The sequence below is a fragment of the Bacteroides sp. D1 genome (genome assembly GCF_000157095.2).
GTDB lineage: Bacteria > Bacteroidota > Bacteroidia > Bacteroidales > Bacteroidaceae > Bacteroides > Bacteroides xylanisolvens.
Genome location: NZ_JH114350.1, coordinates 312652 through 334476, shown reverse-complemented (window position 1 = coordinate 334476; position 21825 = coordinate 312652). Strand labels below are relative to the sequence as shown.

The 21825-nt window shown below is 40.1% G+C and carries 15 protein-coding genes and 1 tRNA gene; 3 read left to right on the top strand and 13 right to left on the bottom strand.

What is annotated here, in order from left to right; genetic code table 11:
• Window positions 1-69: 69 nt before the first annotated feature.
• Window positions 70-142 (bottom strand) — tRNA-Lys (locus BSAG_RS03615).
• Between the two features lie 121 nt (window positions 143-263).
• On the opposite strand from BSAG_RS03615, the gene ettA reads away from it, so the two are divergent.
• Window positions 264-1955 carry an energy-dependent translational throttle protein EttA gene (ettA, locus tag BSAG_RS03620; protein WP_004311592.1) on the top strand — a complete coding sequence of 564 codons (1692 nt, stop codon included), beginning with the start codon at window positions 264-266 and terminating at the stop codon, window positions 1953-1955.
• Window positions 1956-2171: 216 nt separating this feature from the next.
• Window positions 2172-5417: a TonB-dependent receptor domain-containing protein gene (locus BSAG_RS03625; RefSeq protein WP_004311593.1), complete on the top strand. Its 3246-nt coding sequence runs from the start codon at window positions 2172-2174 to the stop codon at window positions 5415-5417.
• A 47-nt stretch (window positions 5418-5464) separates the two neighbouring features.
• On the opposite strand, the gene BSAG_RS03630 is transcribed toward BSAG_RS03625, so the two are convergent.
• The 12 genes from BSAG_RS03630 to BSAG_RS03685 all read right to left on the bottom strand — a co-directional run bounded on the left by BSAG_RS03630 (window position 5465) and on the right by BSAG_RS03685 (window position 20652).
• Window positions 5465-6562 carry an endonuclease/exonuclease/phosphatase family protein gene (locus BSAG_RS03630; protein WP_008017354.1) on the bottom strand — a complete coding sequence of 366 codons (1098 nt, stop codon included), beginning with the start codon at window positions 6560-6562 and terminating at the stop codon, window positions 5465-5467.
• 45 nt (window positions 6563-6607) lie between these two features.
• Window positions 6608-9265: an ATP-binding protein gene (locus tag BSAG_RS03635; RefSeq protein ID WP_008770968.1), complete on the bottom strand. Its 2658-nt coding sequence runs from the start codon at window positions 9263-9265 to the stop codon at window positions 6608-6610.
• A 70-nt stretch (window positions 9266-9335) separates the two neighbouring features.
• Entirely contained in the window at window positions 9336-10550 is a 1215-nt protein-coding gene (locus BSAG_RS03640) for a glycosyltransferase family 2 protein (RefSeq protein WP_008770969.1), read from the bottom strand.
• A gap of 8 nt (window positions 10551-10558) precedes the next feature.
• Window positions 10559-12199 (bottom strand): LTA synthase family protein, encoded by a 1641-nt coding sequence (locus BSAG_RS03645; RefSeq protein ID WP_008997725.1) that lies wholly within the window; start codon window positions 12197-12199, stop codon window positions 10559-10561.
• Between the two features lie 166 nt (window positions 12200-12365).
• Window positions 12366-13457, bottom strand: coding sequence for a hypothetical protein (locus BSAG_RS03650; protein ID WP_004315926.1), 1092 nt, complete (start codon window positions 13455-13457; stop codon window positions 12366-12368).
• A 4-nt stretch (window positions 13458-13461) separates the two neighbouring features.
• Window positions 13462-14313 (bottom strand): glycosyltransferase family 2 protein, encoded by an 852-nt coding sequence (locus tag BSAG_RS03655; protein WP_004315925.1) that lies wholly within the window; start codon window positions 14311-14313, stop codon window positions 13462-13464.
• Window positions 14310-15476 carry a glycosyltransferase family 4 protein gene (locus BSAG_RS03660; RefSeq protein ID WP_008770970.1) on the bottom strand — a complete coding sequence of 389 codons (1167 nt, stop codon included), beginning with the start codon at window positions 15474-15476 and terminating at the stop codon, window positions 14310-14312. Before BSAG_RS03660 ends, BSAG_RS03655 begins: the two co-directional genes overlap by 4 nt.
• Before the next feature lie 4 nt (window positions 15477-15480).
• On the bottom strand, window positions 15481-16626 hold the full coding sequence (locus BSAG_RS03665) for a hypothetical protein (RefSeq protein ID WP_004315923.1): 1146 nt from the start codon (window positions 16624-16626) through the stop codon (window positions 15481-15483).
• A gap of 43 nt (window positions 16627-16669) precedes the next feature.
• Window positions 16670-18121 (bottom strand): lipopolysaccharide biosynthesis protein, encoded by a 1452-nt coding sequence (locus BSAG_RS03670; protein ID WP_004315922.1) that lies wholly within the window; start codon window positions 18119-18121, stop codon window positions 16670-16672.
• Complete coding sequence (locus BSAG_RS03675; protein ID WP_004315921.1) at window positions 18114-19082, bottom strand: glycosyltransferase family 2 protein; 969 nt, start codon at window positions 19080-19082, stop codon at window positions 18114-18116. Before BSAG_RS03675 ends, BSAG_RS03670 begins: the two co-directional genes overlap by 8 nt.
• Window positions 19083-19123: 41 nt before the next feature.
• Window positions 19124-20239 (bottom strand): hypothetical protein, encoded by a 1116-nt coding sequence (locus BSAG_RS03680; RefSeq protein WP_008770971.1) that lies wholly within the window; start codon window positions 20237-20239, stop codon window positions 19124-19126.
• Window positions 20240-20313: 74 nt separating this feature from the next.
• Window positions 20314-20652, bottom strand: coding sequence for a hypothetical protein (locus BSAG_RS03685; protein WP_008017359.1), 339 nt, complete (start codon window positions 20650-20652; stop codon window positions 20314-20316).
• Between the two features lie 148 nt (window positions 20653-20800).
• Here BSAG_RS03685 and BSAG_RS03690 point away from each other — a divergent pair, with 148 nt between their 5' ends.
• A complete protein-coding gene (locus BSAG_RS03690; RefSeq protein ID WP_008022120.1) occupies window positions 20801-21769 on the top strand; it encodes a Lin1244/Lin1753 domain-containing protein in 969 nt (322 codons plus the stop codon).
• The last annotated feature ends 56 nt before the right edge of the window (window positions 21770-21825 follow it).

Sequence of the window (21825 nt, the reverse complement as noted above, 5' to 3'; positions counted from 1 at the left end):
ATGTGAAGAATATTAAAATAAAAATCCCTTGATAACGACTGATTATCAAGGGATTAATTTTATGTTTCGTGATCCGCCTGGGGCTCGAACCCAGGACCCCAACATTAAAAGTGTTGTGCTCTACCTGCTGAGCTAGCGAATCAATCCTTCAGTGCTTTCTTTCGAATGCGGGTGCAAAGGTAGAACATTTTTTTATAACTCCAAAAGAATTCAAACATTTTTCTTATCTTTGTGCCATTATCAACAATATATAATCATACATTATGGCTGCTGACGATAAAAAAATTATCTTCTCAATGGTAGGAGTGAGCAAAGCATTCACTCCTAATAAGAATGTGCTGAAAGACATTTACCTGTCGTTTTTCTATGGAGCGAAAATCGGTATTATCGGTTTGAACGGTTCTGGTAAATCAACGTTATTGAAGATCATCGCCGGTTTGGAGAAATCCTTTCAGGGAGAAGTGGTGTTTTCTCCGGGATATTCCGTGGGGTATTTGGCACAGGAACCTTATTTAGACAACACAAAGACAGTAAAAGAAGTAGTGATGGAAGGTGTGCAACCCATTGTTGACGCACTGACAGAATACGAAGAGATCAATCAGAAATTTGGTTTACCGGAGTATTATGAGGATCAGGATAAGATGGATGCTCTTTTTGCTCGCCAGGGTGAATTGCAAGATATCATTGATGCAACTGATGCATGGAATCTGGATAGCAAGTTGGAGCGTGCGATGGATGCTCTCCGTTGTCCGCCTGAAGATCAGCCGGTAGAAAATCTCTCCGGAGGTGAACGTCGCCGGGTAGCTCTTTGCCGTTTGTTGCTGCAGAAACCGGATGTGCTTTTGCTGGACGAACCTACCAACCACTTGGATGCAGAGTCTATCGATTGGTTGGAACAACATCTACAACAATATGAAGGTACGGTTATTGCTGTGACGCACGACCGTTACTTCCTCGATCACGTTGCCGGATGGATTCTTGAACTGGATCGTGGTGAAGGTATCCCCTGGAAAGGTAACTACTCTTCCTGGCTGGAACAGAAGACCAAACGTATGGAAATGGAAGAAAAGACCGCCAGCAAACGTCGTAAAACACTGGAACGTGAGTTGGAATGGGTACGCATGGCTCCGAAAGCCCGTCAGGCGAAAGGTAAGGCACGTCTTAACTCTTATGACAAATTGCTGAATGAGGACGTGAAGGAGAAAGAAGAGAAACTTGAAATCTTTATTCCGAATGGTCCCCGTCTGGGTAATAAGGTCATTGAAGCCAAACATGTGGCTAAAGCATACGGTGATAAATTGTTGTTTGACGATTTGAACTTTATGCTTCCTCCTAATGGTATTGTCGGTGTGATTGGTCCTAATGGTGCGGGAAAGACGACATTGTTCCGCCTGATTATGGGATTGGAAACAGTGGATAAAGGAGAATTTGAAGTAGGAGAGACTGTAAAGGTGGCGTATGTAGACCAGCAACACAGAGATATTGATCCGAATAAGAGCGTATATCAGGTAATTTCCGGTGGTAATGAGTTGATCCGCATGGGTGGACGTGACGTGAATGCGCGTGCATACCTTTCCCGTTTCAATTTCTCCGGAGGCGATCAGGAAAAACTCTGCGGTGTATTGTCCGGTGGTGAAAGAAACCGTTTACACTTGGCGATGGCTTTGAAAGAAGAAGGTAATGTACTGTTGCTCGATGAGCCTACCAATGATATCGACGTAAACACTCTGCGTGCTTTGGAAGAAGGTTTGGAAGATTTCGCCGGCTGTGCAGTAGTTATCTCGCACGACCGTTGGTTCCTCGACCGTATCTGTACACATATCCTTGCTTTTGAAGGAGACTCCAATGTATTCTACTTCGAAGGTTCATATTCAGAATATGAAGAAAACAAAATGAAACGTTTGGGAAATGAAGAACCAAAACGCGTTCGTTATAGAAAGTTAATGACTGACTAGTATAAAGTAATAGATTGAAGCATTTATAATGCTTTCTGTTTCAAAATAAAAGGCTCTGCAAATATTGTAGAGCCTTTATCGTTTTATAACAAGGGAAAACGTTTATCTCTCTTAAAAAATTGTAGTATAATCGTAATGTAGTTCTAAATATTATTAATTATATTTGTGCACAGTTTTTAAAAGCAAACAATTTATATTAACTAATCAACTACATTTATGTTAAAGAGAATGCGATCTTTTTTAGTAGCGGCGATGCTCATGGTCATTGCTACCGTTAGTGCGCAGGTTACCACTTCTAGTATGAGTGGTAAGGTTACAGCACAAGATGAACCTATCATTGGAGCGACTGTGGTTGCAATCCACGAGCCGTCAGGTACACGTTATGGTACAGTGACTAATATCAGTGGTCAATTTAATTTGCAAGGTATGCGTACCGGTGGTCCTTACAAAGTTGAAGTTTCTTATGTTGGTTATCAGACTGCTATTTATAAAGGTGTAAATTTATCGTTAGGAGAAGTATACACTTTAAATGTAGTTTTAAAGGAAAGTTCTGAATTATTGGATGAAGTTATAGTAACAGCACAGAAAACAGTAGAGAAGATGGGGACTGTAACGAATGTGAGTGAGCGTCAGTTAACGACATTGCCTACTATTAATCGTAGTATTACTGACTTTACTAAACTTTCTCCTTATGCGGGTGGCAGTAATTCTTTTGCCGGACGTGATGGACGTTATAATACAATAACTGTGGATGGTGCAGCTTTGAACAATAATTTTGGTTTGAGTACTAATAATTTGCCGGGTGGAGATGCGCAGCCTATTTCACTTGATGCAATTGATGAAATTAGCGTTAATGTTTCTCCTTATAGTGTTACGTATTCCAATTTTACGGGAGCTTCTATTAATGCTGTAACCAAGAGTGGTACAAACGAATTAAAGGGAACAGTTTATACATATCAGAAACCAAAGAATTTTATAGGAAAATCTATTAACGATGTTGACGTTCCTAATGTGGAAAGTTATAAATCCAGTTTGTATGGCTTTACATTAGGAGCTCCGATAATAAAAAATAAACTATTCTTTTTTGTAAATGGAGAATTAGAAAATAGTACTAGCCCTGGTATTTTGTGGACTCCTAGTCAAGAAGAAGGTGGAAGTGGGGATAATCAAAATCATATTTCTAGAACTTGGATAAAGGATTTGAAGACAATAAGTGATTTTGTAAAGGATAAATATGGATATGATCCGGGAAGTTATGATAAATTTGATGATTTCGAGAGTAAAAATTGGAAGCTTATGGCTCGTTTGGATTGGAATATTAATAAAAGTCATAAACTGTCATTACGTTTTAACACAGTGAAATCAGAAAATGATGCTAGTATTAGTTCAACCTCTTCGGTAATCACTAAAGCTAATTCAAACCGTTATGGGGTTGATGCATTTGCATTTGGAAATTCCAACTATGGTTTTAGAAATATTGTAACGTCTCTTTCCGGTGAGTTGAATAGCAATTTTTCTTCCTCAGTACAAAACAAATTATTAGTGACTTATACCCATATCCGAGATTCTCGTACAACTAAGGGAGATGCGTTTCCAATGGTTGATATTTACAAGGACGGTAAGCAGTATATGACATTGGGTACAGAATTGTTTACTCCTTTTAATGATGTCGAGAATAATGTATTTAGTGTTACTGACAATGTAACTATTAATAAAGGAAACCATTTGATAACTGCCGGTGCAACATTTGAAAGACAGTATTTCATGAATTCATATTTACGTGCTCCTTATGGATATTATCGTTATGCTTCAATGGACGATTTTATGACGGGAGAAAAACCGATGCTGTATGGCATTACTTATGGATATAATGGAAAAGACGCTCCGGGAGCTGAACTGACATTTGGTATGTTGGGAGCTTATGCACAAGATGAATATTCTATTACACCTAATTTAAAATTGACATATGGATTACGCTTTGATTTACCGTTATATTTTGATGATTTGTTAGGGAATGCGGCTATCAAAGAACAGTCATTTAATGGAACGAATGTTGACGTATCCGAATGGCCGAAAAGTAAATTGTTAATATCTCCTCGTTTAGGATTTAATTGGGATATAAAAGGTGACCGTTCTATTGTTTTGACTGGAGGTACAGGCTTGTTTACAGGGTTATTACCATTTGTATGGTTCACTAACCAACCGACAAATGCAGGTCAGATGCAAAATATGGTTGAATTTGAGACTTCGGAATTACCGGCAAACTTTGCTTTTAATCCAAATTATAAAGAAACTCTTACCCAAAATCCGGATATGTTTCCATCAACTCCGGGAAATGAGGTCCCCGGTGCTATAGCTTATGTGGATCCGAATTTTAAAATGCCTCAAGTTTGGCGTAGTAATGTAAATGCAGAGTTTCAGTTACCTTATGGATTTATGCTTTCTGTTGGTGCTATGTATACACGTGATATATATAATGTTGTTCAGAAGAATATGAACGAAAAGGCCCCTTCTGGAACCTATAATGAACAACCGGGACGTGTATATTGGACTAAGAATAATTACTATGACAATCCTAAGACGAAAACCGTTATACAGTTGACTAATGGGGATGAAAAAGGTTATCAATATTCTTTTAATGCAGTATTAACGAAGAAATTTGATTTTGGCTTTACAGGTTCATTTGGGTACACTTATACAATGGCTAAAGATATGACGGCAAATCCAGGTTCATCGGCGGCTTCAGTATGGCAGAATAATGTTGCAGTTAATTCATTGAATGATCCGGGTGTCTCTTATTCTTTATTTTCTACCCCGCATCGTTTGATAGCTAATGCTTCTTATGAAGTTGCTTATGCGAATATGAAAACGACTGTTTCTTTGTTCTATACAGGTTACCAACAAGGACGTTTTTCTTATACCTATTCTAATGATATGAACGGTGACGGAAACTATTCCGATTTGATGTATGTGCCTGCTTCTAAAGAAGAAATGACATTTGTGGATATTAAAGATAAACAAAATAATGTGACTTATTCGGCGGTAGACCAACAAGAAGATTTTTGGAACTATGTAAATAATGACTCTTATTTGAATGATCACAAGGGGCAGTATGTAGAACGTGCTTCTTCTTTAGAACCGTGGATTCACCGTTTTGACATGAAGATAGCACAGGATTTTTATGCTAAGATTGGTAGCCGTAAGTACGGTATTCAAGTAAGTCTTGATATGTTGAATATTGGTAACTTATTAAATTCGAAGTGGGGGGCTTATCGCTCTTGCGGTTTGCAGAGTTATGATAATGTAAGGTTGTTAAAAACAGCAAGTAAGGTAGGAGAACCTCTTACTTATCAGATGAATGCATCTTCTCGCGAGGTGTTCCAGAAAAATTCTAAATGGGATTATACTGCTTCTACAGGTAGTGCATGGCAGATGCAGTTAGGCGTTAAGTTTACATTCTAGAATATTTATATAAAAAGATGCTTCGTTCAATAAACGGAGCATCTTTTTTATTTCATCCTCATCACCACCGGATTATGGTCGCTATAATTAAGATCCGGCGAGAAGTAATCCGTGCTATTCAGTTCCGGTGAATGGAGAATATAGTCGATTCTCAACAGATGCTTGAAGTACTTGAAAGTATACATATACCCATGTCCGCTCGTTTGAAAGCCATCCTGCAACTTATCACCTTTTATAGTGTGATAAACATACGAAGACGGCAGAGAGTTAAAGTCACCGCAGACTAGAGTTGGATAGGGGGAGGCGGCTATCAGTTGCTTGAGAAGATCAGCTTGTACGGCCCGTTTCCGGAAATTCTCATGTAAGCCGTCGATAAGTCCCAGGGTAGCATGTTCCACTCTTTGGGAATCATCCGTACGAAGTCCCTTTTCCAGTTTGCGCTTGTTCTGGCTTACTTCCGTTGTTTGGAGATGATTGTTGAACAGGCGGATGGTGCGACCATTGATTTCAATATCACATGCAAGACTGCAATTTTTCGAATCAGGATAGATGATAAGATGCTCCTCCTTGATAGGATAACGGCTGAAAACAGCCAGTTGCAACAGATTTTTCCCTTCGGGCGAAGAAGGAATATAATGATACGGCCAATTAGAAAGAGCTGCGGATATACTATCGATGCCAAACTCATCGTTTATGCCAAATTCTTGAAAACAGAGAATATCTGCTTGCAGGTTTCTCATGTAAGAAGCAATCTCCTTGCATGAGTAGCCGGTATGCTCGTGGTTAAAGGCATCGACGTTGTAAGTAGCAACCGTCAACACCCCCGGAGTATATACATTCATTTTAACCATCGGTGACGAAGCCGGACTGAAAAAAGGCGATTGTAATACACAGCTCATATACCCCCAATTGCTGAATATAGCAATCAGAGGGATGAAAACCCAGCACCGCCAACGAATCGTCCAGTAGATAGCAGAAGCAAGATTAGCCAATAAAAGTATCGGCAGTATCAAACCGATGAAAGGCATAAATTTGAAACTATCCGGTGCGGCATTGCCTACGAAAGCACCCGCAATGGTAACTCCTGCCAAAATACTGGTCAGCACGATGGATATGTAATAAAACAGTCTGTAAAAGGCTTTCATTTAATCTAAATTATTTGCTGGTTATATCATGAGGGATTAAGCTCTCTACGAAGGAAGCAACCATTTATGAATCATTGCTTTCAACTTATCATCCGCTATTGGTTTAGCTATAAAATCATTGCATCCCGCTTCTTCAGCCGCTTTCCGGTCCTGTTCGTATGCAAAGGCACTTTGAGCAATAATAGGAACAGTGGCAGACAGTTCACGGATGATTTTTGTAGCTTCCAGTCCGTCCAGATTCGGCATCTTGATATCCATCAAGATAAGATCCGGTTTCACTTCATCGAACATCGTGACAGCTTCCATTCCGTCATGCGCACGTATAAGCCGGTGATCTTTACCTAAAATAGCCTCCAATAAGTCGAAGTTACTGTCCGTATCTTCGGCAACCAAAATACAGGCATGCCGTGTATTTGCAGAACTGTCAACACTCGAATCTGCAGTTTTTCCGGCAGATGCTATTCCAGCAATGTTCCCTTCACCATTCTCTTTCTTTGAAGAATCCACATTTGCAGGATTTGCAATCGTGTATGGTAAAGTAAATGTAAACGTCGTCCCCTTGCCAAATTCGGAGTTGACGGAAATCTTTCCACCGAGCCGTTCAACAATAGACTTACAGATAGATAACCCCAATCCTGTACCCTGCGCATGATTGTTCAGCTTTGCGAAACGCTCGAACACACGCCCCACTTTCTCCGGTTCAATTCCTGTTCCGGTATCCGTTACGTGGAATACAATCTGATTGTCCGCCAGTTTGTAACCATAACTGATGCTTCCTTCCTTCGTAAACTTGACAGCATTTCCAATCAGATTTGAAATCACCTGGAATACCCGGTTCTTGTCCGTTTCAATCATCAGACTTTCGTCCGAGGATTCATAGACAAGGCTTACTCCCTGCGGAGTACGGAATATATGAGCATCGTGCACTTCCCGGCAGAGATTATGGAGACTAGCCGGTCCGAAGGAAAACTCGATGGTTCCCGATTCAATCTTCGAGAGGTCGAGAATCTCGTTGATAAGTTGCAGGAGACGTTCGTTGTTCGCGTTTACGATGTTATAATACGTCTTCCGTTCTTCCGCATCGTCGCTTTCGGCAATGAGATGCGAGAAACCTACGATAGCATTCAGCGGCGTACGTATTTCATGACTCATATTGGCGAGGAAGGCCGACTTCAGGCTATCAGACATTTCCGCTTTCTCTTTCGACGATTGAAGTTCCCGTTTTATCATTTCCAGCTCCGTGATGTCCCATTCGATGCTGACGATGATAGGCGAAGACAATTCGTCACCGTCCACCCGGATTTTCCGTTTGTCGAGGATAATCATGTTTCCGTTTCTGTCCTTTCCTTCAGCAGTCCAGTGCAGACCTTTTCCGGTGGTGGCCACCTGGATATCTTCTTGTCTCTTCTTTTCGGCTACGATAGGCGGGTAGAAATCGAAGTCATTCTTGCCGACAGGGTCGTTCTTATAAAGATCGCGGTTGTAGGCCTCCCGATTCCGGTAAATGTATCGGAAGTCGTTGTTGATTTCCTTCACTACAATCCCGGCAGGGAGATTGTTGATGGTTGTATCCATGATTTGGTTGAGCCGTTTGATTTGGGCTTCGTACCGAATCCTCTCGGAAATATCATGGGCAAACGACCAGTAACTTTCTTCTCCGGAATCATTGGTCACGTTGTACATCGTGCCTTCATAAGCCAATATACCTTTATTGATTTTAGATGGGTGATGAGCCACAAAGTTACTGCTGCCACCGTGTATGACATCTTTGCAACGTTCGTTCCAAGCCTCTTGTGTAGGCATATCTGCGGCGACATTGTAAATCTTTAATTGACTGATGTCTTCGTTTTCTGAAATACCATGATTGTACAGGAAACGACGGTTGGCAAAGATAATCGTGCCATCGGGCTTGGCGGCAAAGATACTTTCTTTGGCGTTGTTGATGGCATGAGTCAGTGTATTGATGTCATTTCTACGATGCTGTATGTCCGTGATGTTCTGGATATAGCCTTCGATATTGAAACTACCGTCGGAGCGTTGTTCACGCAGATAAGTCTGGATACGCATATAGAAGATTTCTCCGTTCAGGCGGACACGGTAGCTGATGCTTTCCATGTTGAGTTCTTTTTCGTTCACCCGACACCATTCCATAAAACTCTGACGGTCTTCTTCTACAATCAGTTCCACATATTTCTCAATGGCAAGGTTTTGCACATTTTCCTCGCACAAAACACCGGTATATCCAAGATAATGAAAAATATTCTGTTTCGTATTGTACGTCCATTGTCCTATCTGGGCTACCTTTTGGATAGCCCGCAGGGTGAGATTTGCCTGTTCCAACTGTCTTTTTACGTTGCTTCTTTGCGTGATGTCGCGATATTGGCAAAGCACCATACCGTCATAAGGGAACATGAGGCATTTGAAGTAAAAAGTTTCGCCTTTCAGCACCAACTTGAAGTTCTTGCTGATGCTTCTTTGTTCTTCGAGTACAATCTGGAAGATGGGCATCACCCTCTCTCTCGTATATTCTGGTAAAAGCTCAAATATATTTTTTCCTAAAAGTATATCCTCTTGCAGAAACCATAGATCACAATGAGGCTCAATGTCTACGCAGACTCCGTGCCTGTCAACCAATAGCATTGTATCTGCCGTCAGTTTCAATATTCTTTGTGCGTTATTCGCATCATGTAATATTCTGTTCATGTCTGTTTTTTATTAGATGATAGAGACTAATGTCTTATAGTAAGGATAACAAAAGATAATAGCATTTGTTTTACTTTTCAGCGCGTTTCGCCTTTTCCCAGGCTCCGCTTCCTTTTTTCTTTTTCAGATAACGGATGCCTTTCAGCACATTGACATTCATAAATAGGAAATAGTAGGGGATAAAAAGCAACTTGTTTTTTATCTGTTTGGTGGATAGATAATATCCCCAATATCCCAATCCGTAAAAAAGAACCTGCATGGCAAGCAGCACTCCGTAGAATATCGCGGAACCGCCTAACAGCAGAATCGCAATATTCAGCGGGAAGAGAGCAAACAACAGGAACGGAGTAATAGACCATCGCAATACCCGGTGAGACGTATATTGAAAGCTAAGTGTCCCGTAGCGGAAAGGATTCAGCAACGGACGAAGTCGCCAGATGGACTGCAATCCTCCCGCAGCGATGCGCACTTTCCGCTTTTCTTCTTCGCGCATATCTGCCGAACCGCTTTCGATGGCGTAAGCATTGGTGCAATAAGCAATGGTATAACCTTTCATGGTGATCCGGAGCGAAAGAATAAAATCATCGAGCAACGTATCCGGTTCCATTGCTTCGAATAGTTCACGACGCACGGCAAATAGTTCGCCTGCTGCTCCTACAGCAGAATAGAGGCGGGCGTCAAGTGCTTTCAGTGTTGATTCGTATTTCCAGTAAATACCTTCCCCACCGGCAGCGGCTCCGTCTTTGGTCTGTACGGCGATCCGTTTTTCGCCGGCCACGCAGCCCACTTTCGGGTCTTGGAAAGCAAGTACGATTTCCTGTATTGCTTCCCGGTTTACCATAGTGTTAGCATCCGTAAAGACGACGAGCGGAGTGTCCACCAGCGTCATTCCACGTGTCATTGCGGCTGTCTTACCCTGTCGTAGGGGTTGGAAGTGTATGGTCGCTTTTCCCTGCCAACGGGTTTTCAGTCGTTCGTTCGTACCGTCGTTGCTTCCGTCTGTCACCCATACGATATGCAGTTTGTCCGCAGGGTAGTCCAGTTCAAGACTGTTCTCCATCTTTTCGTCTATAACATCTTCTTCATTGAATGCTGTAATGAAGAGAGTCACTTCCGGCAAACCAGCGTCCGATGCCGGCAACGAACGCTTCACAGGCTTCACGAAAAGTTCTTTCAACTTGACGAGAACGTAAAGCACAATTCCGTAGCCCAGATATGTGTAGAACACAATGAACAAGGCAAACCAGAAAATTATTTCAAGACAAAGAGTGATGATTTCGTTCATAGCTGTATTTATTTAGATATTTTCTTTCCTTTAAAATAATCACTATCTAATATAATATCAGAAATTTTTTCTCTATATATTATTCGTTTTTTTTCTCTTTCGGTGTTCAAAATGGAATCAGGGCAAAGTAAGCTATTTCCTACTCCTCTCCATTCAGAATGAATACCCCCCAAATCAAGAAGGGTTGGAAATAAATCAGCTTGCGTGATAACATAATCGCTTGTTTTGTCGATCTTTTGTGGAGAGTTTACAATATACAATGGGATTTGAAAAGAAACATTATCTTCTTCTTTGGATTTAAGCCAGTCATTTGAAATGGAATGGTCACTGGCTATTATAATTAGAGAATTGTGGTAAAGATGATTTTCTTTTAAGAAATTCAAATACTTACCTAAGTATTTATCCATATAATGCACATTAGATAGATAATTTTTTAATTCTTCTGAATATGTGTCAGGGAATGGAATGAGGTAGTCTTCAACTGCTTTGGTATATGGAGAATGCGTTGATGATGTGAGGATAAGTGAGAAAAAAGGTTGTTTGCTATTTTTGTCTATGCTTGCTGCATATTCAAAAAGAAGCTTATCATTTAACCAATTTTCTTTATAATTACTCAATGTATATTCCTTTCGTGAATAGAGTTTATCAAACCCATATTGGATACATACTCCATCTTGTCTCCATGTTTTAGATGAAGTAGGAATAACCATTCTACATTCGATTCCAGGTTTTTGTTTCTTTAAAAGTTTGGGCAAGGACACGAAAGTATTATTAAAATAATCGTAAATGGTAACACCTTTTGTTTTGGGTATAAGTCCGTTGAGGTATGTGAATTGTCCGTCGCTCGATTCGCCTAATTGTATCAGAGAAGTCATGTTATTATTGTAGTATGCTCCTTTTTCTACTAATTTGTTGAGGGTAGGAGTAATTTCTATTCCATTTATTTTTAGATCTGTAGGGAACGAAAGAAGGGATTCTACTATAATGAGAATAATATTTTCTTTTGGTGGATATTCAATACTATATTTTGATTCGTAAAAGAATGGTTCCAGTTTTGCCACTTCCTCTGGGTTACAGCCTTGTTTGTTGTTTGATGCACATTGTATAATGGTCCCATAAATTATTCCGAATTTGAATATACTTTCTGTTGGACTATTTTTAAAAGGGTGAACATACTTGTAGTTTAATGATGACCAATGTATTGTTGCTGTAGCTATTAATCCTCCTAATAAAATAAATGCAATTCCTAATATGTAAAGGGAAAAGATTCTTCGTGTCTTTCTTCTTATTTCAGAATAAGCTCTATGAAATTGTTTATAAGATAAGATACTTGCAAGAGTTGTTATTAGTATTGTAATGTCAGAGAACCTAATAGTTGCAAATACGTTAGCTGATAGTCCGTCAAGATTGTTGAATTCTCCATATAATATTGGAGGCATATATGTGTAGAAGAATCTACTATAAGATACATTTACAATTACCAGTATTGTAATGATAGTATATGGAATGAAAAATAAATAAGTCTTTTTTCCAATTAGATAAAGTGGAATAAAGAATAATAGGCATATATCGATAAAAGCATGAATGATATTCTCCAGATATGAGAATGGAGTAAGAGAATATTTATCAATAAGAATTGAGTAGTGCATGTATTGTAAATTAATATAGCATAGTAATATTAACGACAAGGGGAATGTAAATTGTTTGATTAATAATTTTATATTCATATTTCTATCTCACTATTTTGTCTGCAAATACTTTTAAATACGCTTAAGGTGCCGCCAATCATAATTATATTGTTTGTTTTCAACTATGCTATTGAAATAATTCCTTTAGCGACTGTTTTTTATTCCTCAAATATACAATTGGAAATTTGCAGAAAGATATAAAATTTCCCTCTGCAGAAGTAGCATGTAATGTACTTATTGAATTTCCTTCCATTAGTCCTATAGCAGTTTTTTTCTCAAAAGCACTAAAATATAGCTTATATTTTTCATTGTCCTTAATAAGTGAACTTCGATATAAACCATAGGAATAAAAAGAACCCAGCATTGGAGCTTTGGATAATATATATTTTTTGTTGTTAAATGATAAGCCGTCGGAACTGGAGTATAATACTAGGTTATTAGTATCATAATCATATATAACTAGATAATATATTTTGTCTATATATGCTAAATCAATATGCCAAGGGGTAACAGAATTGTCAGGTAGATGACATGTTTCTTTTTTGCTCCACTTTTTCCCATCTGTAGAAAAACTTCTACAGATTTCTCTTGGCTTTTCTATACTGTTCACATACCACATTACATATCCATTAGTACCTTTATGTATCGCAGGGCTTATAACCATATTACCTGTTTCATTTTTTATGATAGAGGTATCTTGTAGATTTATCATCACCTCTCGGGGAGACCAGTCTTTTCCATTGAGAGTATATTTGCGTAATATATAAGTAGCATTATTTTTTTGATGGCTGATGCGGTACCAGCACTCTAAAGTATCTTTATAAAAGACTAAATGTGGGTCTGAAAAATAATCTTTATTTATAATATTGTTTTCGTCTAAATCATCTATTGGATTTTGAGAGTCCTCAAAATCGTTCCAATGTATTCCGTCTTTAGATACATGCACACATGGATTTTCCCATCGTTCTCTATATGGAGGCAATCCTTTCCAATCACCATCCTCACCTAAGGGATATGGAGTTTCCGCCATCCAGTATTTATATCCATTCCATCCTTCCGGAATGTATATTACTGATGGGTGATAGGGTTGGTTACTACCTTCCGGAGTCTTGATAATTAATGGAGCCTGATTATACTTTTGAAATTGATTATACTGGTATATATAGTCAACTAATATTACACAAATAACAACTAGAATAATTTTTCTTATTATTTTCATTTGCTTATTTGATTAAATTATTGTCTTTATCTTTATATTTTTTCTTTCTGGTGAATAATCCTCCAATACCTTTTAATCCTTTGATAAAACGCACTTTGAAGCTTTTAAACAGTCCTCCATCTGCTCCTACTGTTCCATATCCGGTTATAACCCGTGCTTTTGAAGAATGGATAAAGACGAGTTTTCCGTAAGGTTTCATCGCTAAAGCCAGTGAGCCGTCTTCACCACGAATGATATCTGTGCGGAATCCTAACTGCTTGCCTAATTCTGTTTTGAATGCGAATGTCATGCCGCGTACACAAAGTTCCGGACGCTGTATGGCTTGAATGCGCAGGTAAAAGTCTCTTAATGATTCATACCACCATAATCCCCATTTAGAGTGTTGCTCATCAGGAATAAAGCTCCAAAGGCTGAACGTGCAGACTACGTTTGGTTGCATTAGTTTTTTTACATGTGTCTTGATGTAATTGTTCGGGTACATGGTATCGGTGTCAATACAGATATGGTATGTTCCTTTTGCTTGGTTTAATCCGCATTGGCGGGCATGTCCCGGTCCTTTCTTAAGCTCATTGAAATAAGTGACTCCCAACTGTTGGAGCACACTTTCAGTTCGATCGGAAGAATTGTTGTTGACAGCCAGAATTTCAATCGGAAAGTCACAGATGTTGTCACAAAGCGACCATAAGCAACTTAGCAAACGCTTTTCTTCATTATAGCAGATGAGAATGACAGATGCTAAGGGTTGTTTGTTTTCCGATAATTTCTGTAATTTAGTTTTTACGAAATCTACTGCTTCCTTTGGTGCTGAATCGAAAGGTTGTTCGTAAACTTGCAGATATTTAGTATACCATTTCATAAATCTTTATTTTTTTCAATGATACTTTCAAACAATGTTTTCCATTGTTCTGCGATTGGTTCGATCCTGAAACGTTCTATATCCATTCGAGCTTGCCGTCCCATTTCTCGTCGTACATTTTCGTTTTCTATCAGATAGCAGATTTTCTCTGCTAATCCCTCTATATTACCGTTTTCTACTAATAGTCCGTTTATTCCGTCGCTGATGATATCACGCGGTCCGCAGGGGCATGTAAATGAGACGGGAGGTACTCCACATGCCATTGCTTCTATAATAACCATGCCAAATCCCTCATAACGCGAAGAAAGGACGAAGATAGAACTTTTACAGTACTTATCGACAATATCCGGTGTGCTATGCTCCAGAATACAACTGGGGCTAATTCCTAGTTCGTAGATTTGGTTCTGAAGTTGTTCCCGCATACCATCACCATAGATACGGAGAATCCAGTCCGGGTGTTTTTTATTGACAATGCTCCAAGCAGATATTAAACGGTCAAATCCTTTTTGAGGGACATATCTGCCTACGGCAATGACCTGTTTGGGGGTGTTATCCGATTGTTGTTCCGGCAAAAACGGGAGTGGATTGTAGATTACGGTTACATTATTGAGCTCTGTCCATTCGGCAGCATCTTCATGGCTAAGGACGACAAAACTTTTGAGTTGTCGCACCTGCCTGATGAGTTGCCACATCCAGTATTGCTTGACGGCACGCTGAATGATACCAGGAAGACAGTTGTCGCTGAATTCCCGGTAATTGGACTTGTTGAAGTGGATTTCTCCAAGCTTAATGCTTTTGTCTTTCATCTTATTGATGAAGTTTATATCACGTCGTAAGAGAGAGATGGTAATGTCCGGTTCAATCTCATTGAGGCATGTCTCCAGCCTTTTTTTAAACAATTTCTGTTTGCTCCAATATCGGTGAATTCGTTTCGGTAAGGAAAGGCCATACAATTCGTCATAGTTGATGTCGAGCTGATGGGTGGTGATGGATGGATACAATTTATAGTAAGGTTCTTTTCCTTTTCCATCGGTCAATATGATGTGTATGTCATACCCTAAATGTTCTGCAAAATAGTTTGCTTTTAGTGTAAGTACACGTTCCATTCCACTAGGATAATAGAGCGAGGGGATGCAATAGGCTATTTTTACTTTTTTATTCATCGGATTACTTTTCAAGTATTGTATGCTGTGGTCTGATGTCCAATTCATCGATGACTTTTTTCATTTGCGCTGTCCAGGACAATGGACGGATAGATTCTCTAATATTCTGCGGAGTCATAGTCAGAGACTTTTGAAAGCTGATTAACTGTTGAATATTAATAGGTGATTCATCTGGTGGTGCTTTCCAAATGTAAGGCATCTTATCAAAATCTTCGTCGATTTCTGAATAAGTAAATGCCAATCCTCGTGCAGCATATTCGCGATTTTTTAAAGTTTTGATATGTGTGATACCACTGCGGTGTCGGCCTAAACTACCGATAGCAAAATCTGCCTGCTCAAACATGGCGTCAAGTTGCTGATCATGCTGTGGTCCATGGAGGATAACATAAGATTCTAGTTTATTATCACGAATGACGGGAAGGATTTCTTGCTTTTCACGTTCGCCGGATAATGGTCCCACGATATGAAAATAAACTTTGTAGTCAGGATTCGTACAATAATATTCAGCTAATCCACGGATAAGTCGATCGAATCCATGCCAATAGTGTACTTCAGCTACTCCTATTAAATGTAGCTCATGTGTCGTGTCATTCATTTGTTTCTTCATAGGAATGGCATCAAAATCAATTCCGTTAGATATGCGGATTGTTCGTTCGCCAAAGATATTTTTAGCGTTTGAAAAGGTGACTATTCCATTAAGGAAAGAGGCCAGGCGATGACGAAAACAACGATCTGTGAGCCTTTTGAATTTCATAGGCCATGTGATGTACTCTTGATCGTAAGGAAAAGTCGGTATCTCCATGACCACTTTTGCTCCTTTTTTCTTCATACGTTTCACCATATTTATGGTGAAAGGGTTTGCATTATGATATGAACGGATGTAGACAAAATGTATATTTTCGCGAAGTACGTAGTTTGCTATGCAGTTTAGGCCCAACCGTTTCCGAATTTTCGCAAACACTCCTTGTCCCAATTCAGCAATCACTGCATTGTCTGCCATCCAGCGGCGTTCACCGGAAGGGCTTATGTCATAATAACATAAACGAACATCTAACCCACATTCTTTGAGGGCTTTTACCTGATAGTGTATTTTTTTGCTAATTCCGTTGGCTTTGTCGAAGCCGTGGAATATAAGGAATAAGGCTTTCATTGGTTGCTCAAATCTCTATATATTGTTTATTCTGTTCTTTTTATTATCTCTTACACAGGATGCTTCGCACTTTGCCGATAATGTCATACTCATGCGTCATTTGTATATAAATGCCAAAGATAATAAAACTAACGATACTTTTGGCTATAATTGTCACAAAAATATTCATCCCTTCCAGTGCATACTGCATGGGAATGAGGGCTAATGCTATCAAAATGCTAATGATGAACGGAGAAATAAGCTGACGAATGAATGGCCACGCACTTCGACGGAAGGTTATCCGGTACATTTGCCAGTAACATTGTATAAAGTTGATGGAGAACGTCACCACAATGCAACTAGCCACTGCTGTCAGCGTTCCGAAATAGAAGATTCCGAGCAGTATGCCTGTCACGTTGAGCACAGACGAGAACACTCCGCATACAAATAAGCTCCGTGTATCGCCTGCCGCCTGAAAGATGGAACCGGACGAGGAGAGTATGATCTGAATTCCTACGGACAGGGAGAGTAGCCGAAAAACGGGTACGGAGGGCAGCCATTGGACTCCAAAAATAATCAACGTTACTTCCTCTGCTGTAAAGAAGAGCAGCACGCTAAGAGGCAATCCGATGAAAGCGAGGAATCGGAGAATACGTTCATAAGAGGTGGCTAGTTTTGCTTTGTCATTTTGGAAATCACTGAAGATGGGGTGCATTACAGGAGTGATGACCTGGGTGATGTTTTGCAAGGGAAGCATCATCAGGCGATAGGATTTTTCGTAATATCCGAGGTCGGACATACTCATGTATTTGCCAATCAGTAATTTGTCCAGATTGCGGCTGAAGTAGTTGATGACGTTGAATAGAAACTGGTAGGCGGAATAGGAGAATATCTTCCGGAGCGCCGTCAGCCCCAGCGTGAAACGCAGTCGTTGCGGATAGCGCTGGTAGGAGATGACGAATATGAGTATGCTGGATATTATTGGGTTGATAATCAGTGCATATAATCCTGCTCCGCAGAGGGCGGCAGTCACGGCTGCCGCACCTGCGGAAATCTGGATAACGAAACTACGGATAGCGATGAATTTGAATTCCTTGTTCCGATAGAATAGTGCTCCCGGCACGATGGTGGCGGAGGCAAAGAATAGATTAACGGACAGCAGTTGACACAGTGTCCGCAGGATTTCGCTTTCGTAATAGTCGGCAATCATCCATGAAGCTGCAAAAAACAAGATGCTGATTCCGATGCCGGTCCATACGGTAAACGAGAAAATAGTTGATAGTTCATCTTTTGTCAGTGATTTGTGCTGTATGATAGCGGGAGATATTCCCATATCGGTGAGGAGGCTGAAAAAAGCGATGATTACGGTGGCAACGGCTACGATTCCGAAGTCGTCCGGAGATAGGAGGCGGGCCAGTATTCCTGCTATTACAAGAGAAATGACAATGCCGCTGTATTTGGCCAGTGCGGTATAGAACACTCCTGAAAAGAGTTGATTTTTAATGTTGCTAGCCATTGTCGACCGTTTTTTTATGGTTTATAAATAGGAATTTGAAAAGTAATGCCCCTATCGTTTTTGTCGATACATACTTTTTATATTTTTGCAGGCACAACCGTGCGAGTTTGATCCGCTCCGGTAATTTTAGTGAATGTGCTTGCCACATGGCAGCGTCAAGCATTTGAGATAAATATAAATCAATAATTTCTTTATTTTTATCTTCGGTAGTCTGTCTTCTAAAGCTAAGAATCTCTTCTGTGACGACAAGATATCCTTTTATGTTCCGCATTGCGAATTTACTCGTCATTGTAGAATCTTTTCTCATACGACGATGAAAAAAAGTTCGTTTAATGCAAGCTGCTTTCGTGCTTTGTAGATAAAGCAAGGTAGTAAACAGTTGGTCTTCGTGTACGATTTCGGGATAAAATGATAGATTATGTTTTTCTATCACGTTTCTATGAATAAAGTGCAGGCAAACGGAAGGAGTATATTCTTTATTCTGTAATTGAATTTCAAGTGCTTCCTGGCCGGTATAGATTTTGTCTTCTAATTTCTCTGTATGTTTGTAATTCAGTGTTGGAGCATTTTCAACGTTGTTTTCAAAGAAAACTAAAGCATCAAAAAATACAAAATCAAGTTTTTCTTCTTTGCATTTATGATAACACAATTCCAAAGCATCTTCTTCCAGCAGATCGTCGCTATCCATAAAATAGATATATTCTCCGTGTGCGTGTGAGATCCCTCTGTTACGCGCAATTGATTGTCCCTGATTCGCTTGTGTATATATTTGTATACGTTTGTCAGTGTCACCCAGTTTTTCTACTATACTTAAACTTTTGTCTGTTGATCCGTCATCTACAACTATTATTTCCAGTTCTTTCAAGCTTTGATACATCACGCTTTCTACTGCTTGACGAACATATTTTTCAGTGTTATAGACAGGAATGACGACACTGACTTTTATTTCATTATATTTCATGCATTTCGTATTCTGATAAATTATTGATACTGGCAGCAGCATTACAATCTGCTGTTCAAATCTCTATATACTTCGGCATATTGTTTGCCCACTTTATCTATACTCATGTTTTCTAGTGCATAGGTATAGTTCATTTCTCCTTTTCCCCAAGTAGATAACTGCCAGGCCATTTTCAGTGCCCGTATGATATCGGCTTTATGATTCGGATTGAAAGTCGGATTGCCTGTGTTTTTTAATAGTTCGCCTATATTGCCGGTATTTGGTCCTACGACTATCTTGTGGAAAAGAAAAGCAAGAGGAATATTTACGGAGTTTAGTGCATTTCTTTCTTGGATGAATATCACGTCAGAGGCAGACATATAATAAGGGAGGTCGCACTCGTCTATCGGTTCGTCGTTGGCTCCCGCTTGTAGTCTGAACATACGGTTTAACAACGGCATGAGGACATAGTAGCCAATTCGGGAAGCCCATCGTTTGAGGATATTTCTGCCATAGTTATTGCGCCTTGAAAAGGGGCATAAGCGAGGGGCTATCAGTAGTTTCCGTTCTTTGTCCCAGTCGCGGAACGCTCCGAGCAGCATACGTCTTTCTTCCCGGTTGCGGAATTTCCCGAAGGCGGTGACGACGAATGCTTCTTGTGGCAGGTTCAGATATTGGCGCGCGCGCTCTATGCTGATATCTTCTTTGTAGGTGTATTGGTAGATGTGGTACGGGATGATGACGTTCCTACTGTCGGGATATTTTTGTATGAATTCTGTCTGGCTGTAATGTCCCATGTGCACTACGGTGTCACTCTCCGATTCGATTATGTCGTAGACCCGGCTGATGATATCATTTGCATAGTGGGGGTGAATGTTGTGCCGTGTGTATATGAAATGAGTTCCTCGCGAGCGGAAAAAATCAATGCGTTCTTTCAGGCAGCGGATGACGTCGGGGTCTTTGCATGTCCATCCCACCAGTTCTTCCGGCCATTGGAAATGGATGATGTCATAAGTCGTATCCGATTCCCAGAATTCTTTTTGGGAGTATCTTACATTGATTCCAGCCATTCTGATAGCATCGCATAAGATAGGAACAAATAGATTGTCGGTTTCTCCGTTTTCTCTGAAAACGATCAGTGCTTTTATTGATGGGCTGTCTGTTTCGCTATCACTCATTTTTTAAGTTTTAAAGACCTTTATTACATTGCAAATGTAATAAAACTTATGATAAGTTTCTCCTTTTCTGTGTTTTAATTGCAGTTTAAGTTGCTATTTGAGGAAATCTGAAACAGGTCTAATGTTTTTATAAGCCGTTTTTCTTCTTGGGTATAAGGAATGTGGTGACTTTCAATATATTGCTTGAGGAAGAGACAAGCATGTATGAAAATGTCTGCTTTCATATAGCTGGTGAAATTTATGTAACGGTAGTAGGAGGCTTCACTGATGTCGATATGCACGCAGAGGTCTACTGTGGCTAGCCGTGACGTTTTCAAGAGCTTTTTTATCAGCATTACTCTGTTCTGGTAATGCTCGTTCACTATTTTATTTTCTTCTATTTCTTCCAACGTTTGGTTGCGTTTTGTGTCCATATTGTTTGGGATTATTAATAATTTTTGGCAAAGGTCGGATAAAAAATATATAATCCCTCTCTCATTTTTGCGATAGCTGGAATAAAATACATTTTGCACCTTTGCGCCCCGGAAGTATTAAATGTGGAATAATAAATGATAAATGAAAATGAAGAAAGATCAGTATTTCAATTTGGAGGTAAATTTGTTGAATGACGACAATATTGCCTGTATGATGTCAGAGATGAATGCCGCGGAAGCACTCGGAATTTACGTGATGTTGCTGTTGCATCTGCGCACTAAAGATGCTTATGAGGCGTCGTGCAAACCGGTTTTACTGAAGGCCATGGCCCGGCGGTATGATGTGGATGAAGTTGCGGTGGAGCGGGTACTTCGCGAATTCGATCTCTTCGAACTGGATGAGGAACGACAGATGTTTCGTTCTTCCTACTTGGATAGGGTGATGAAAAGCTTGGAAGAGAAGCGGAAAATGGACATCGAAAACGGTAAAAAAGGAGGGCGTCCGAAAAAGGTGGCAAAAAGTGCTGAAACGCCCGTCAGTAAAGGGAGAAAACCCACTGAAAACCAGAAGAGGAGAGAAGAGGAAAGTAAAGAAGAGGAGAGTAAAGGAAGTGTTTCTGTTGTAAACAATAATAGGAGTAATATAGAAACACCGTCTCTTGTGAGCCGTTTGGCGGATGAAGGCAATCATGGCCCGTTACAACCCGTGTTGCCTTGGGAAAAGTTGGTGGACCAACTTTCTACTTTCCAGTCATATATGGAATTGGCCGGGCAGCATTCCGGTTTGGGAAAGCTTTTTGTAGACCATCAAAAACTTATTTTGGAAATCTTCAAAAAACATATCCGCCTTTATGACAAAGGAGCGGGACTGCTTTTTCCGGAGGACGTGAAACGGTATTTTTCAAATTATATCGCGGCCGGTTCCGTTACTTGTCGCACGTTGAGGGAAACCTTGCTGAAAGAGCTTGAGAATACGGTCGACAAGGATGTAAACCGCTTTGAAAGCGTCGTCGACGGGCGGCGAACGTATCTGGGACATCTTATTCCGGTTGATGCGCCGCCACGTCCCGATGCATCAGCTGTGTGGGATGATGTGAAGAAAAGATGGGCGCATTAATCCGGCAGATGACTGGCTTCGTCCGGTAGGTTGCCGATGTTCGTCTGGTAGGTTGT

Bases quoted from the DNA above. Each gene is read 5' to 3' on its own strand.
- BSAG_RS03650 (WP_004315926.1), bottom strand. From the start codon at position 13,457: ATGAAAATAATAAGAAAAATTATTCTAGTTGTTATTTGTGTAATATTA.
- BSAG_RS03640 (WP_008770969.1), bottom strand. From the start codon at position 10,550: ATGAACGAAATCATCACTCTTTGTCTTGAAATAATTTTCTGGTTTGCC.
- ettA (WP_004311592.1), top strand. From the start codon at position 264: ATGGCTGCTGACGATAAAAAAATTATCTTCTCAATGGTAGGAGTGAGC.
- BSAG_RS03660 (WP_008770970.1), bottom strand. From the start codon at position 15,476: ATGAATAAAAAAGTAAAAATAGCCTATTGCATCCCCTCGCTCTATTAT.
- BSAG_RS03625 (WP_004311593.1), top strand. From the start codon at position 2,172: ATGTTAAAGAGAATGCGATCTTTTTTAGTAGCGGCGATGCTCATGGTC.
- BSAG_RS03630 (WP_008017354.1), bottom strand. From the start codon at position 6,562: ATGAAAGCCTTTTACAGACTGTTTTATTACATATCCATCGTGCTGACC.
- BSAG_RS03685 (WP_008017359.1), bottom strand. From the start codon at position 20,652: ATGGACACAAAACGCAACCAAACGTTGGAAGAAATAGAAGAAAATAAA.
- BSAG_RS03670 (WP_004315922.1), bottom strand. From the start codon at position 18,121: ATGGCTAGCAACATTAAAAATCAACTCTTTTCAGGAGTGTTCTATACC.
- BSAG_RS03690 (WP_008022120.1), top strand. From the start codon at position 20,801: ATGAAGAAAGATCAGTATTTCAATTTGGAGGTAAATTTGTTGAATGAC.
- BSAG_RS03680 (WP_008770971.1), bottom strand. From the start codon at position 20,239: ATGAGTGATAGCGAAACAGACAGCCCATCAATAAAAGCACTGATCGTT.
- BSAG_RS03645 (WP_008997725.1), bottom strand. From the start codon at position 12,199: ATGCACTACTCAATTCTTATTGATAAATATTCTCTTACTCCATTCTCA.
- BSAG_RS03635 (WP_008770968.1), bottom strand. From the start codon at position 9,265: ATGAACAGAATATTACATGATGCGAATAACGCACAAAGAATATTGAAA.
- BSAG_RS03675 (WP_004315921.1), bottom strand. From the start codon at position 19,082: ATGAAATATAATGAAATAAAAGTCAGTGTCGTCATTCCTGTCTATAAC.
- BSAG_RS03665 (WP_004315923.1), bottom strand. From the start codon at position 16,626: ATGAAAGCCTTATTCCTTATATTCCACGGCTTCGACAAAGCCAACGGA.
- BSAG_RS03655 (WP_004315925.1), bottom strand. From the start codon at position 14,313: ATGAAATGGTATACTAAATATCTGCAAGTTTACGAACAACCTTTCGAT.